We start from the raw sequence: 14,480 nt of genomic DNA on the forward strand, positions 1-14,480 counted from the left end.
GCGGCTGCTGCTCCTGACCCCGCCTCCCGCGCCAGGTGCGCAGGCTCCCCACGCGACCGCAGCCCGTGAATCGGCGACGGTCGCGGGAGGCTGACGGGAGCACGCTCGGCCAATCTTCGCTCGGCCAATCTTCGCTCGGTCAGTGTTCGATCTGGGAGACGTCTCGGGCGGCGCCGGTGGAGGCGGAGGTGGCCATCGCGGCGTAGGCGCGGAGGGCGGCGCTGACGGGGCGGTGGCGGTCGCGGGGGCGGTAGCCGCCGAGGTCGGCCAGCAGCTTCTCGCGGCGGATGTCCAGCTCGTCGGACGGGACGTCCAGCTCCAGGACGCGGTTCGGGATGTCGATCACGACGCGGTCGCCGTCCTCGACCAGGGCGATGACGCCGCCGCCCGCGGCCTCGGGGGAGGCGTGGCCGATGGACAGGCCGCTGGTGCCGCCGGAGAAGCGGCCGTCGGTGACCAGCGCGCACGCCTTGCCGAGGCCGCGGCCCTTGAGGAAGCTCGTCGGGTAGAGCATCTCCTGCATGCCGGGGCCGCCCTTGGGGCCCTCGTAGCGGATCACGACGACGTCGCCGGCCGCGACCTTGCCGCCGAGGATGCCCTCGACGGCCTCGTCCTGGCTCTCGAAGACGACGGCGGGGCCGGAGAAGGTCCACAGCTCCTCGTCCACGCCGGCGGTCTTGACGATCGCGCCGTCGGGGGCGATGTTGCCGCGCAGGACGGCGAGGCCGCCGTCGGCGGTGTAGGCGTGCTCGGCGTCGCGGATGCAGCCCTCGGCGCGGTCGAGGTCGAGCTCCTCCCAGCGGGCGCTCTGGCTGAACGCGGAGGTGCTGCGGACGCCGCCGGGCGCGGCGTGGAACAGCTCGACGGCCTCGGGCAGGACGCTCGGGGAGCCGACGTCCCACTTGGCGACCAGCTCGTCCATGGACGCGGAGTGGATCGAGTGGGCGGAGCGGTGCAGCAGCCCGGCGCGGTTGAGCTCGCCGAGCAGGGCGGGGATGCCGCCGGCGCGGTGGCAGTCCTCGACGTGGTACTTGCCGGTGGCCGGCGCCAGCTTGCAGATGCAGGGGACGCGGCGGGACACCTCGTCGATCTCGGTGAGGCCGAAGTCGACGCCGGCCTCGTGGGCGGCGGCCAGCAGGTGCAGGATCGTGTTGGTGGAGCCGCCCATGGCCACGTCGAGGGTCATGGCGTTCGCGAACGCCTCGCGGGTGGCGATGCTCAGGGGGAGGACGGAGGCGTCGTCGCCGTCGTAGTAGCGGTGGGCGATGTCGACCACGGTGCGGCCCGCGTCCTCGTAGAGGCGGCGGCGGGCGGTGTGGGTGGCGAGGACGGTGCCGTTGCCGGGCAGGGCCAGGCCGAGAGCCTCGGTGAGGCAGTTCATGGAGTTGGCGGTGAACATGCCCGAGCAGGAGCCGCAGGTCGGGCAGGCGCTCTCCTCCAGTTCCAGCAGCTTGTCCTCGGCGATCGAGCCGTCCGCGGACGCGATGATCGGGTCGATCAGGTCGAGCTTGTTGCCGCCCATGACGCCCTCGACCGGCTTGCCGGCCTCCATCGGGCCGCCGGACACGAAGACGGTGGGGATGTTGAGCCGCAGCGCGGCCAGCAGCATCCCCGGCGTGATCTTGTCGCAGTTGGAGACGCAGACGAGGGCGTCGGCGCAGTGCGCGTTCACCATGTACTCGATGGCGTCGGCGATCACCTCGCGGGACGGCAGCGAGTACAGCATCCCGTCGTGGCCCATGGCGATGCCGTCGTCGACCGCGATCGTGTTGAACTCGCGGGGGACGCCGCCGGCCTCGTGGACGGCGCCCGCGACGACCTTGCCGACCTCGTCCAGGTGGACGTGGCCGGGCACGAACTGGGTGTAGCTGTTGGCCACGGCGACGATGGGCTTGCCGAAGTCCTCGCGCGCGACGCCGCTGGCACGCATGAGCGCGCGGGCGCCCGCCATGTTCCTGCCGTGGGTGACCGTGCGTGACCTGAGCGGGGGCATCCTGTGACCTCTCCAACCTGTGACGTGCCGTGGCACCGCGTTGCGAACGTGGGTCGCAGCGGCGGATCGCGGCGCTGCCGCCGGCCCAGCGGAGATCGCGCGGGAGCCGGCCCGTGTCACCCGATGCTACCAACTGCCATCGACGTGCCGTCCGGTCGCTCTCACGGACGCGTCACGGAGATCTTTCCCGGGCGGCGGAAAAGCCGGGGCGCGGCCCGGCGGGAAGATCTCGGGGAGGCGGAAGCGGCACCTCGGCCGCGAGGCGGGCGAGGTGCCCCTCCGGTACCGGCCGTCGGGGACGGGGCCGGTCGTTCGGGGCTCGTCGTCGAGCCGTGCCGGGGCGACCCGGGGGCCGCCCGGGCACTCAGTCGGGGTACTTCGGCGGCAGGACCTTCTCGGCCGCCTGGAAGATCCCCTGGACGTCGGTGTCGGTCAGGATCTTCGGACGGCGGCGCAGGTACGCGCGCGCCCGGTTGCCCGCGTAGACGTCCACGTCCCGGACCCTCATGACCTTCCAGGGGATGGACGGCCCGTAGATGGCCACGGACGGCTGGACCGGCACCTCGAAGCCGACCTGCTCGCCGATGATCCGGCTGGCCTGCTCGGCCTCCCAGCGCGCCTCGTCCAGCCGGTCCTTGCGGTTGAAGGGGCCGTGGAACAGCTTCAGGTGGGACTGGGTGCGCACCGGCAGGCGCTTGTCCCACTTCTCGGAGTCGATCGCGTACACGCCGCTCGGCCCGATCACCAGGTGGTCGATCTGGCCGTCGCTGACGCCGTCCTCGTCGCGGGGCACGGCCCGCGCGTGGAGCACGAGGAACCCGTTGCGCTGAAGTGACCTCAGCTGCTTCTCGGTGCGCCGTTCGGCGGCCGAGGTCTTCTGCCAGGCCGACACGGTGGAGTTCCGGCGGGACCTGCGGACGGTGTCGACGATGACCGCCAGGATCGCCGCGGTGATCCCGAGCCGGACCCCGAAGACGAGGGAACCGACGGCGCCGATCACGACCGCCGTGCCGATCCGCCACATCCACCGGCGGACCTGGGGATCGCTGAGCATCGCCCGGTACGACCGCTCCTCCGACGCCTCCTTCACCGGGGTCTCGTGCCGGTGCTCACGCGACTCCTCCGACTCGCCCTGAGGCGGCCGGCCTCGGGTTTCCTGCCTGTTGCCCCGCTCCATGATCGCCATGAGTGACGCTCCGTATTCCTTTCACATCGGGGGCATGATCCTCCGTGCGCAGAGTAATCATTCCTACGGTTGGCGACTAGTCATGCCGGGTTAATACTTTTGTCGCCGGACGCGCGCGATTCACGGCCCCGGCCGAGGGGTAGGGCTGTATTCATCCCCTCTTGCTGCACGGTGTCGCCCTTGCCATCTTTGATGCTCGCGCACCCGGCGTCTACCGTTCGGCGTTGTGACACATACCCATGACCTCAGCGCCATACGGATGGCCGCGGCGATCCGTGCCCGCGCGCTGTCCCCGGTCGAGCTGGCCGACCACTACCTCGACCGCGTCGAACGCCTGGACCCGCAGGTGGGGGCCTACGTGACGGTCACCGCCGAGCAGGCCCGCGAGCAGGCGAAACAGGCCGAGCGGGACGTGCTGGACGCGGCGGACCCGGCCGCGCTGCCGCCGCTGCACGGCGTCCCGGTGCCGATCAAGGACCTGAACATGGTGAACGGCGTCCGGATGACTTTCGGTTCGGATGTTTTTGCCGATTTGACCGGTTTCGCGGACGACAACGTCGTGTGCCTACTGAGGCAAGCGGGGTCTGTCCTTCTCGGTAAGACCGCGACCCCCGAATTCGGACTGCCCTGTTATACCGAAAGCGCCGTCGCCCCGCCCGCGCGGACGCCCTGGGACCTCGCCCGGTCGGCCGGCGGGTCGAGCGGCGGCGCCGCCGCGGCGGTGGCGGCCGGGCTGGCGCCGGTCGCGCAGGGCAGCGACGGCGGCGGCTCCATCCGGATCCCGAGCAGCGCCTGCGGCCTCTTCGGGATCAAGCCCACCCGCGGCCGGATCTCGCAGGGGCCGGTCATCCCCGACCTGTTCGGGCTGTCGACGAACGGCCCGATCGCCCGGACGGTCCGGGACGCGGCCCTGCTGCTGGACGTGATGGCGGGCCCGATGCCCGGCGACCTCTACGCGGCGCCGCCCGTCGAGGGAACGTTCCTGTCCCACGCCGACCGTCCGCCGGGGCGGCTGAGGATCGCGCGGAGCCGCCGCCCGGCCGTCCCGGACGCCGAGGTACACCCCGACTGCGTCGCGGCCTACGAGGAGGCGTCCGCGCTGCTGGAGGAGCTGGGCCACGAGGTCGTGGAGCTGCCGCCGGTGTTCGGGCCGGAGCTCGTCCCGCACTTCGAGCTGCTGTGGGGCGTCATGGCGACGCTCACCCCCGTCCCGGACGAGCGGGAGCACCTCCTGCAGCCGCTGACCCGATGGCTCCGGGAGCGCGGCAAGGCCACGACGGCGCCGCAGCTGTTCCGGGCGCACGCGGCGTTGCAGGGCGCATTGCGCGCGGCGTTCCCGGTGATGAACGAGTTCGACGCGATCCTGCATCCCACGCTCGCCCAGCCGCCCGCGCCCGTCGGGTACTTCCACGACCAGGAGCCCGCGGAGAACTTCCGGCGCCAGAAGCACTTCACGCCGTTCTGCGCCGCCTACAACATCTCCGGCCAGCCCGCCGTGAATGTGCCTTTGTCTTGGAACGCCGAGGGGTTGCCGATCGGGGTCATGCTCGCGGGACGGCTCGGCGGGGAGGGGACGCTGATCTCTCTGGCGGCGCAGCTGGAGGAGGCCCGTCCCTGGATCGGCCGTAAGCCGCCCATCTGGGACGCCTGACCTTTTGGCCCCGCTTCCGAGGGGCATGGGTGCAGCGTGGCTGACGACGAACTCATCGTGCTGGCGGAGCGCCACCACGTCGCGACGCGGTATACCGACTGGCGGGGACGGGAGGTGGCGGTCTCGCCCGGCACCCTGGTCGCGGTGCTGGAAGCGCTCGGCGTGGACGCCTCGTCGTCCGGCGCCGTCCGGAGGGAGCTGGAGCGCACCCCGGGCTCGCCTGGCGAGTCCCTGCTGCCCCCGGTCGTGACGCTGAGGCGAGGCGCGGACGCCGGGTTTATGCGGGCCCGTCCGGACGGGCCGCTGGAACTCTCCGTCGAGGTGGAGCCCGGGGAGGTGATCCCGGTTCGCGGCGTCGCCGCCCAGATGACGCGGGACGTCCCGCTGGGCTGGCACCGCCTGCACGCCCGCCAGGGCGACCGGCACGAGGTCGCGCCGCTGCTGGTCGCCCCGCAGGCGCTGAGGCGCCCGCCAAGGATGTGGGGGTTCACCGCGCAGCTGTACTCGGTGCGCTCCGGCACGTCCTGGGGCATGGGCGATCTGCGTGACCTGGCGGACCTCGCCGCCTGGAGCGGCCGGGAGCTCGGCGCCGGGTTCACGCTGGTCAACCCGCTGCACGCGACGGAGCCCGTCCCGCCGATCGGCCCGTCACCGTACTCGCCGACGAGCCGCCGCTTCGCCGCGCCGATCTACCTGCGGGTGGAGGACCTGCCGGAGTTCGCGGCGCTGCCCCCGGACGACCGCGAGCGGCTCTCCGCCCTCGCGGCGCCGCTGCGCTCCGGCGGCCCGATCGACCGCGACGCGGTGTGGACGGCCAAGCTCGCCGCGCTGGAGCTGATGTACCGCCTCCCACGCGACGCCGGGGCCCGGCGCCGGTACGAGGAGTTCCGCGGACGCGAGGGGAGGGCGCTCACCGCGTTCGCCACCTGGTGCGCGCTCGGCGAGGAGCACGGTGCCGACTGGCGGCGCTGGCCCGCCGAGCTCCAGGACGCCGGCGGACGGGCCGTCGCGGACGCCGCCGAACGGCTCGCCGATCGCGTCGACTTCCACACCTGGCTCCAGTGGCGCCTCGACGGGCAGCTCGGGGACGCGCAGCGCGCCGCCCGGGACGTCGGGATGCCGGTCGGCATCGTCCATGACCTGGCGGTCGGGGTGGCGCACGGCAGCGCCGACTCCTGGATCTACCGGGACCTGATGGCGCCCGGGATGAGCGTCGGGGCGCCGCCGGACGAGTTCAACCAGCGGGGCCAGGACTGGGGGCAGCCGCCGTGGCATCCCGGCCGCCTCGCGGGCGCCGCCTACGTCCCGTACCGGGAGATGCTGGCCGCCGCGTTCCGGCACGGGGGCGGGCTGCGGCTGGACCATGCCATGCAGGTGTCCCGGCTGTGGTGGGTGCCCGAGGGCGGCTCCCCGGCCGACGGCACCTACGTCCGCTACGACCGCGACGCGCTCCTGTGCTGCCTGACGTGGGAGGCGGAGCGGGCGGGCGCGGTGGTCGTCGGCGAGGACCTCGGCACCGTGGAGCCCGACGTGCGCGACGACCTGGCCGCCCGGGGCGTCCTCGGGACGTCGCTGCTGTGGTTCGAACGCGACCGGGCGGGCCGCCCGAAGCCGCCAGGGCGGTGGCGGGAGCTGTCGCTGGCCACGGTCGGCACGCACGACATGCCGCCGATCACCGGGTTCCTGCACGGCGACCACATCGCGCTGCGCGACCGGCTCGGCCTGCTGACCCGTCCCCTGGCCGAGGAGGCGGACGACCATCGGCGCCGGCTCACCGGCTGGCTGGCGCTGCTGAGCGGGGAGGGGCTGCTCGCCGCCGCTCCGGCCGAGGTCGCGCGGGCTCTGGCGGACGGCTCGGACGCCTACGACGAGCAGGTCGTGGCCGCGCTGCACGCCTTCCTCGGCCGGACGCCCGCCCGCCTGATCGGCATCTCGCTGGCGGACGCCGTGGGGGAGCGCCGCACCCAGAACCAGCCGGGCACCACCGACGAGTACCCGAACTGGCGCGTCCCGCTGGCCGACGCCGCCGGACGGCTCGTCCTGCTGGAGGACCTTCCGGCGAGCCCACGGCTTCAGGCGACCTTGAAGAACCTCCCGGCCACCTGAGGACGGCTCACGCCGCGATGGATCGCGGGGAACGGCTCACGTGAGGGTCGCGGTGATGCGGGTGGTCACGTCGCGCAGGAGCGTGTCCGGGACGATCGGGACGGTCGCTATCGCCGAGAACAGGGCGGGTAGGCCGGGCAGTGGATAGGGGTCGCCGTCCGTCCCGTCCAGGGCCTTGCGGCCGAGAGGCTGATGCACCAAGGATTTCCGCGCGCGCGTCCAGGCCGTCTGGACCTCCTCCGGGGAGGGCACTCCGAAACCGTGCCCGACCGGTGCCGCGTGCCGGAGCTTGACCAGGGCGCTGTCGGTGAACTCCGCCGCGAGCTTGCACCGCTCGGTGAGGCCGGCGCGGAGGGTGTCGTCCAGGCGCGTCATGACCGTGCACGGCGTCCGGCAGCGGGCCGCGCAGCTGCCGAGCGCGGAGGCGACCTGGCTGTGCTGGCGGTCGAGGTAGGCGCGCCACCCGGGCGGCGGCTCCCTGGAGACGCGCAGGGTCCGCTCGCAGGCGGAACGTTCCGGCCGGGTGTGGTCGCAGGCGCGCGGCGCGCCCTGTTCGACGGGGACGCCGAAGCGGCTGCCCTCGCCGCCCACCGACGCGCCGATCAGCGCCGGATCGCCCGCGTGCCCGAGGACGGGCTCCCACGCCAGCATCGCCAGGTACTCGCCCGCGATGTGCACCGTCGCGACCAGCCCGGCCATGTCGCGCCGGTGCCAGCGGATCGCGATGACCTCCAGCAGCAGCGCGTAGGCGGGGCGCAGGCTCGCGAGGGCGCCCCGGGGCCGCTCCCTGGGCGCCTGCGGCATGCGGCTCGCCCTCGCCCGGTCGAGCAGGTCGTGCGGGACCTCGCCGACGGCCTCGGGCATGCCGAAGTCCTCGGCGTCCAGGTCCAGGACCCGCTGCCCGAACGCGCACAGGGCAGCCACCGCGGCGGACCGGCCGTCCGCCGTGAGCGTCCCTCGCGTGATGAGCGCCTCCAGGTCCCCGAAGGCGTACCGCCGTGCCAGTGCCGTCAGAACGTCCCGCGCGGTCTCCACGCACTCACCTTTCCATCCCGTGACCATGTGATCCATCCGAAGACGGCCATCGGGGGCCGTCCGGAGACGGTCACATGGCCACGGGTGACATCCGGTCAGCCCGCCGAGCGGTCCTTGGCGCGGGCGCGCAGGGCGCGGGCCACGCCGTCGCGGCCCTCCGACAGGAGCCGGACGAGCGCCGCCGGGGGGCGCTGCTCGGCGATGTAGGACTCCGTCCGGTCGACCGTGGACTGCTCGATCACCAGGAAGGGGTAGGCGACCTCGGCGAACGTCTGGGACATGTCGCTGCTCCACTCCTTCCAGATCCGGCCGACCTCGGCGAAGTAGGCGTCCACGTAGGGGACGAGCAGGTCGGCCTGGTCGGGCTCCACGAAGCCGCCGAACGTCGCCCGGTAGACGGCGTTGGGCAGCTTGCCGGACACGATCCGCTCCCACGCGGCGGCCTTCGCCTCGGCGGTCGGGACGGCGGCCTTGCAGGCGGCGGCGTGCCGCTCGCCCGCCGCCGTGCGGTCGCGCTCGTGCTCGGCGTCGATCTCCGCCTCGCCCGCCTTGCCGGTGACGACCAGGCGGCGCAGCAGCGCCCACCGCAGCTCGGTGTCGACCGTGAGGCCGTCGAGTGGCCGCGAGCCGTCCAGCAGCCCCCGGACGAACGCCAGGTGCTCCTCGGTGACGGCGGACGCGGCGAACGCCTGGACGTAGGCGAGCTGGAAGTCCGATCCCGCCTCGGCCTCACGCGCCAGCACCGACAGCGTGTCCGCCATCAGGCGCAGGCCCTCCTCGCGCCACGCCGGGTCGGCGTACTGCTGGACCGCGGTGCGGGCCTGGCGCAGCAGCGTCTGGGTGACGGAGATGTCGGTGACGCCGCTGATGCCCTTGACGACGAGCCGGATGTAGTCGCGCGTGGCCATCTCGGCGTCGCGGGTCATGTCCCACGCCGCCGACCAGCACAGGGCCCGGGGGAGGCCGTCCTTGATGTCGCCGATGCCGTCGACCAGCGTCTTGAGCGAGTGCTCGTCCAGCCGGATCTTGGCGTAGGTGAGGTCGTCGTCGTTGACCAGGACCAGGTCGGGCCGCTCGCGCCCCACCAGCTCCGCCACCTCCGTGCGCGCGCCGACCACGTCCAGCTCGACCCGCTCGCGCCGGACGATCCCCTCCGCCGTCCGGTCGTACAGCCCGATCGCGACGCGGTGCGACCGCAGCGTCGGGTAGTCGGCCTTGGCGTCCTGCAAGACGGTGAACGACGAGAAGTTGCCGTCCCCGTCCACCTCGTACTCCGGACGGAGCGTGTTGGTCCCGGCGGTCTCCAGCCACTCCTTCGACCATGCGGCCAGGTCGCGGCCGGACGTCTCCTCCAGCGCGCCCAGCAGGTCGGCCAGGACGGTGTTGCCCCACGCGTGCCGCTGGAAGTAGTGCCGGACGCCCTCCAGGAAGTTGTCGCGGCCGACGTAGGCCACGAGCTGCTTCAAGACGCTCGCGCCCTTGGCATAGGTGATCCCGTCGAAGTTGACCTCGACCGCGCGGATGTCGGGGATGTCCGCCGAGATCGGGTGGGTGGACGGGAGCTGGTCCTGCCGGTACGCCCACGCCTTCATGAGGTTCGCGAACGTCGTCCACGACCCCGTCCACTTGGTGGCCTCGGCCTGGCACAGGACGCTCATGTACGTGGCGAACGACTCGTTCAGCCACAGGTCGTCCCACCAGCGCATGGTGACCAGGTCACCGAACCACATGTGCGCCATCTCGTGCAGGATCGTCTCGGCGCGGCGCTCGTAGGCGGCGTCGGTGACCCGGGACCGGAAGACGTAGTCCTCCAGGAACGTGACGCAGCCCGCGTTCTCCATCGCGCCCGCGTTGAACTCCGGGACGAACAGCTGGTCGTACTTGGCGAACGGGTACGGGCGCCCGAAGACCTCCTCGAAGTAGGCGAAGCCCTGCCGGGTCACGTCGACGATCGCGTCGGCGTCCAGGTGCTCGGCCAGGGATGCCCGGCAGAAGACCCCGAGCGGGATCACGGTTCCGTCCTCGCGGCGGTACTCGTCCCGGACGACGTGGTACGGCCCGGCGACCAGCGCGGTGATGTAGGTCGAGACCTCGGGGGTCGGCAGGAAGTGCCACTCGCCGTTCTCGCCGGTCTCCGCGGCCTCGTTGGTGATGACCTCCCAGTCCGCCGGCGCGGTGACGTCCAACTGGAACGTGGCCTTGAGGTCGGGCTGGTCGAAGCAGGTGTACATCCGGTGCGCGTCGGCCGTCTCGAACTGCGTGTAGAGGTACACGCTCTGGTCGACCGGGTCCACGAACCGGTGCAGCCCCTCGCCGGAGCGGGAGTAGGCGCAGTCGGCCACCACGCGGAGCTCGTTCTCGGCGGCCAGGCCGGGCAACGGGATCCGGCCCTTCTCGGCGTCGTAGGACGCCGGGTCCAGCGCCTTGCCGTTCAGCGTCGCCTCCCGGACGACCGCGCCGTGCAGGTCGACGAAGGTCGACGCGCCCGCCTCCGCGCTGCCGAAACGGATCACGGTGGTGGAACCGAACCGCTCCTCACCCGTCGTGAGGTCCAGCTCGACCGTGTACGACTCCACGGTGAGCAGCCGGGCCCGTTCCCGCGCCTCATCGCGCGTGAGGTTGCCTGCCACATGTACTCCTTGGTCGGCTTATTTGTTTGGTGCCTCATGTCTACCAACCGGCCGGTGGTCCGGTCCCGGCGCCACGGCCTTCAAATACCCGTACCGAAGGGAATTCGGGGCGCGGACGGCCCCATGGGCGGACTCGCGGACGGTCTGGCGGGCGGGGAATCAGCGTGGGCGGCGCCGGGTTGTCGCCCTTGGAAACCCTTCGCCGCATTGGAGGCCGACGTTGTCGGAAGACGCCCGTACCCCCGTGGACTTCTGGTTCGATCCCCTGTGCCCGTGGGCGTGGATCACCTCGCGCTGGATCCTCGAAGTGGAGAAGCTGCGCCCGATCGAGGTGCGCTGGCATGTGATGAGCCTGTCCGTCCTGAACGAGGACAAGGAGGTCCCGGAGGAGTACCGCGAGGGGCTCGCCGAGGGCTGGGGTCCCGTCCGCCTGTGCATCGCCGCCGAGAAGGAGTACGGGGCCGAGGCCCTGGGGCGCCTGTACACCGAGCTGGGAGTCCGCCGTCACCACGACCGGCGCAAGTTCGACCGGGCGATGCTGGAGGAGGCGCTGACCGCGGCCGGGCTCGACCCGGAGCTGGCGTCCGCCGCCCAGTCCACCGAGTTCGACGACGCGGTGCGGGCCTCCCACAAGGACGGCATCGACCGGGTGGGCCAGGAGGTCGGCACCCCCGTGATCGAGGTCGAGGGCAGCGCGTTCTTCGGCCCGGTCGTGTCCCCGATCCCGCGCGGCGAGGCCGCCGTCAAGCTCTTCGACGGCGTCGTCGCGGTGGCGTCGACGGACGGCTTCTTCGAGCTCAAGCGCACCCGCACCCGCGACCCGATATTCGACTGAGACCGGGGGCCGGATCGTGGTCTGGCCGGTCGTGGCCGGAACCCCGGGTTTACGGGTGTCGCGACGGCCAGGTAATTGCGACTGTGTTGCAACTGCGTGGCAAACGCCGTCAAACTGGTCCTACGCATAGGAACAGGTAGGACGGTGAGGGACGTGCACGTTCCGGACGGATTCATCGACGCTCCGGTGTCGATCGCGGCGGGGGCGGTCGCGGTGGCCGGCGTCGCGGTGGCCCTGCGCGGCGCCCGGCGCGAGCTGGACGACCGCACCGCGCCGCTCGCCGGGCTGACCGCCGCGTTCGTGTTCGCCGCGCAGATGCTCAACTTCCCGGTGGCCTCGGGCACCAGCGGGCATCTGCTCGGCGGGACGCTGGCGGCGATCCTGGTCGGGCCCTATACGGGCGTGCTGTGCGTCTCTGTCGTCCTGCTCATGCAGGGCCTGCTGTTCGCGGACGGCGGGCTCACCGCGCTCGGCGTCAACATCACCAACATGGCGCTGGTCACGGTGCTCGTCGGGTACGGGCTGTTCCGGCTGCTGCTCAAGGTGCTGCCCAAGACGCGGGCCTCGGTGGCCGGGGCCTCGTTCGCCGCCGCCGTGGTCTCCGTGCCGGCCGCCGCGGTGGCGTTCACGCTGATCTACGCCGCCGGCGGCACCACGGACGTCTCCGTGGGCAAGGTGGCGGCCGCGATGATCGGCGTGCACGTCCTGATCGGCATCGGCGAGGCGCTGATCACCGCCGTGACCGTGTCGAGCGTGCTGGCCGTCCGCCCGGACCTGGTGTACGGGGCCCGCGACCTGATCAAGCCGCTGGAGCTGCGCACCACGGCCCCGCAGGGCGCCGACTCCGGCCCGGCCGAGCCGTCGAGGGCGTGAGGGCAACGTGGGAGGAAAGGGCATCATGACCACAAAGCGGTTCTTCGTCGGGTTCCTGCTCGTCTCGCTCGTCCTCGCGGGGATCGTCAGCTACTACGCCAGCAGCAGCCCCGACGGGCTGGAGAAGGTCGCCTCCGACAAGGGCATCAGCGCCAAGGAGAAGGACCACTCGCTCAAGGACTCCCCGCTCGGCGACTACGGCGTCAAGGGCGTGGACGACTCGCGGCTGTCCGGCGGGCTCGCGGGCGTGATCGGCGTCGGGGCCGTGCTGCTCGTCGGCGGCGGCCTGTTCTGGGCCGTCCGGCGGCGCGGGCCGTCCGGAAAAGCCCCCTGATGGGCGCGGGGCACGCGCACCGGCTGTACCACCCGGGGGACTCGCCGGTCCACCGGCTGCCGCCGCAGTGCAAGCTGGTCGCCGTCCTCGCGTTCGTCCTGCTGGTGGTCGCCACGCCCCGCGAGCGGGTGTGGGCGTTCGGCCTCTACGCGGTGCTGCTCGCGGCCGTGGCGGCGGCGGCGCGCGTCCCGTTCGGGATGGTCGCGCGGCGGATCGTCATCGAGGTGCCGTTCGTCGCGTTCGCGTTCCTGATGCCGTTCGTCGCGAACGGCGAGAAGGTCGCCGTGCTCGGCCTGCGGCTGAGCGAGAGCGGGCTCTGGGGCGCCTGGAACATCCTGGCCAAGGGCACCCTCGGCGTCATCGCGTCCGTCCTGCTCGCCGCCACCACCGAGCCGCGGCTGCTGCTGCTCGGCATCGAGCGGCTCCGCATGCCGGAGCTGATCACGCAGATCGCCACGTTCATGCTCCGCTACGGCGACGTCGTCACGGCCGAACTGGGGCGGATGAAGGTGGCCCGGGCGTCGCGCGGCTTCGAGGCGCGCGACATCCGGGCCACCCGCGTCCTCGCCAAGTCGGTCGGCGCGCTGTTCCTGCGCTCGTACGAGCGGGGCGAGCGCGTCCACCTGGCCATGGTGAGCCGGGGCTACGACGGCCGGATGCCCGTCCTGCACGACGTGGGCGCCACGGCCGCGCAATGGTCGGCCGCCGCTGCGCTGCCCGTGGCCGCAGCCCTGGTCACCCTGGCTGCTTGGATGGTCCCATGACCCCCTCGCCCGAACCGCCGCTCGCGAGCACGCCCGGCGCGGTCCCGTCCCTGGAGGTGAAGGGCCTGGCCTACGCCTACCCGGATGGCACGCAGGCCCTCTACGGCGTGGACGTGACGATCGGGCGCGGCGAGCGCGTCGCGCTGCTCGGCCCCAACGGCGCCGGCAAGACCACGCTCGTCCTGCACCTGAACGGCATCCTCAACGGCGGCCTGGGCGAGGTCAGGGTCGGCGGCCTCCAGGTCGACCCGAAGGACAAGAAGTCGCTGCGGGAGATCCGCCGCCGCGTCGGCATCGTCTTCCAGGACCCCGACGACCAGCTGTTCATGCCGACCGTCCGCGAGGACGTCGCGTTCGGGCCCGCCAACCTCGGGATGCGCGGCGCCGAGCTGGACCGCCGCGTCCGCGACGCCCTCGGCCGCGTCGGCATGCTGGACGTCGCCGACCGCCCGCCGCAGCACCTCAGCTTCGGCCAGCGCCGCCGCGTCGCCGTCGCCACGGTCCTGGCGATGGAGCCGGAGATCCTCGTCCTGGACGAGCCGTCCTCCAACCTGGACCCGGCCAGCCGCCGCGAGCTCGCCGAGATCCTGCTGAGCCTGGACGTGACCGTCCTGATGGTCACCCACGACCTGCCGTACGCGGCGGAGCTGTGCCCGCGCTCGGTGATCCTGTCCGGCGGCGTGATCGCCGCCGACGCCCCCACGCGCGACCTCCTCACGGACGCCGACCTGCTGAAGATCCACCGCCTGGAGCTCCCGTTCGGCTTCGACCCGGCCGCCGCCCTGCGCTGACCCACCGGACCCGCCACCGCGCCCCTCGCGGGTCGCGCCGCGACGCGCCGCGCGGGTTCGGGGATTCTCCTTGATTCCGCCCCCGCCCTGGGCCAGACTCGTGCATCCTGGAACTGGCAATGGTTTTCATATCCGAATCGGGGGCTTTCGTGAAGGTTGCGTTCGTCGGTAAGGGTGGTAGTGGCAAGACGACGCTGTCGTCGTTGTTCGTGCGGTATCTGGCGGGTCGGGGGCTGCCGGTGGTGGCGGTGGATGCCGATATCAATCAGCATCTTGGCTGTC

12 protein-coding genes are annotated in these 14,480 nt (G+C 72.4%); 8 read left to right on the forward strand and 4 right to left on the reverse strand.

Annotated features, from left to right (window positions below; genetic code table 11):
- Positions 1-139 precede the first annotated feature (139 nt).
- Together ilvD and E1298_RS32900 are read right to left on the reverse strand one after the other, a co-directional pair.
- Positions 140-1,993 (reverse strand): dihydroxy-acid dehydratase, encoded by a 1,854-nt coding sequence (gene ilvD / locus E1298_RS32895; protein WP_131900247.1) that lies wholly within the window; start codon positions 1,991-1,993, stop codon positions 140-142.
- A gap of 364 nt (positions 1,994-2,357) precedes the next feature.
- Positions 2,358-3,179: a nuclease-related domain-containing protein gene (locus tag E1298_RS32900; RefSeq protein WP_131900249.1), complete on the reverse strand. Its 822-nt coding sequence runs from the start codon at positions 3,177-3,179 to the stop codon at positions 2,358-2,360.
- A 226-nt stretch (positions 3,180-3,405) separates the two neighbouring features.
- Between E1298_RS32900 and E1298_RS32905 the strand changes: the two genes are divergently transcribed.
- Complete coding sequence (locus E1298_RS32905; RefSeq protein ID WP_165975796.1) at positions 3,406-4,830, forward strand: amidase; 1,425 nt, start codon at positions 3,406-3,408, stop codon at positions 4,828-4,830.
- A gap of 36 nt (positions 4,831-4,866) precedes the next feature.
- Positions 4,867-6,936 (forward strand): 4-alpha-glucanotransferase, encoded by a 2,070-nt coding sequence (gene malQ, locus E1298_RS32910; RefSeq protein ID WP_131900251.1) that lies wholly within the window; start codon positions 4,867-4,869, stop codon positions 6,934-6,936.
- A 36-nt stretch (positions 6,937-6,972) separates the two neighbouring features.
- Here the strand turns inward: malQ and E1298_RS32915 are convergent, their stop codons facing one another.
- Positions 6,973-7,971 carry a hypothetical protein gene (locus E1298_RS32915; RefSeq protein ID WP_131900253.1) on the reverse strand — a complete coding sequence of 333 codons (999 nt, stop codon included), beginning with the start codon at positions 7,969-7,971 and terminating at the stop codon, positions 6,973-6,975.
- A 95-nt stretch (positions 7,972-8,066) separates the two neighbouring features.
- Positions 8,067-10,601, reverse strand: a complete 2,535-nt coding sequence (pepN, locus tag E1298_RS32920) for an aminopeptidase N (RefSeq protein ID WP_131900255.1) — start codon at positions 10,599-10,601, stop codon at positions 8,067-8,069.
- 220 nt (positions 10,602-10,821) lie between these two features.
- Between pepN and E1298_RS32925 the strand changes: the two genes are divergently transcribed.
- From E1298_RS32925 to E1298_RS32945, 6 genes are all read left to right on the forward strand, one after another.
- Positions 10,822-11,436, forward strand: coding sequence for a mycothiol-dependent nitroreductase Rv2466c family protein (locus tag E1298_RS32925; RefSeq protein ID WP_131900257.1), 615 nt, complete (start codon positions 10,822-10,824; stop codon positions 11,434-11,436).
- A 153-nt stretch (positions 11,437-11,589) separates the two neighbouring features.
- Positions 11,590-12,309 (forward strand): energy-coupling factor ABC transporter permease, encoded by a 720-nt coding sequence (locus tag E1298_RS32930; RefSeq protein ID WP_165975797.1) that lies wholly within the window; start codon positions 11,590-11,592, stop codon positions 12,307-12,309.
- A 25-nt stretch (positions 12,310-12,334) separates the two neighbouring features.
- Complete coding sequence (locus tag E1298_RS48635) at positions 12,335-12,643, forward strand: PDGLE domain-containing protein (protein ID WP_165975798.1); 309 nt, start codon at positions 12,335-12,337, stop codon at positions 12,641-12,643.
- The gene (cbiQ, locus tag E1298_RS32935; protein WP_131900259.1) at positions 12,643-13,407 is read left to right on the forward strand and encodes a cobalt ECF transporter T component CbiQ; all 765 of its coding nucleotides are present in this window, start codon (positions 12,643-12,645) and stop codon (positions 13,405-13,407) included. The genes E1298_RS48635 and cbiQ overlap by 1 nt, the downstream gene beginning before the upstream one ends.
- Entirely contained in the window at positions 13,404-14,198 is a 795-nt protein-coding gene (locus tag E1298_RS32940; protein WP_131900261.1) for an energy-coupling factor ABC transporter ATP-binding protein, read from the forward strand. The genes cbiQ and E1298_RS32940 overlap by 4 nt, the downstream gene beginning before the upstream one ends.
- A gap of 149 nt (positions 14,199-14,347) precedes the next feature.
- The coding region (locus tag E1298_RS32945; protein ID WP_481726144.1) for a nucleotide-binding protein at positions 14,348-14,480 on the forward strand (133 nt) is incomplete at its 3' end.

This window comes from Actinomadura rubrisoli (genome assembly GCF_004349215.1).
GTDB classification, from domain to species: domain Bacteria; phylum Actinomycetota; class Actinomycetes; order Streptosporangiales; family Streptosporangiaceae; genus Spirillospora; species Spirillospora rubrisoli.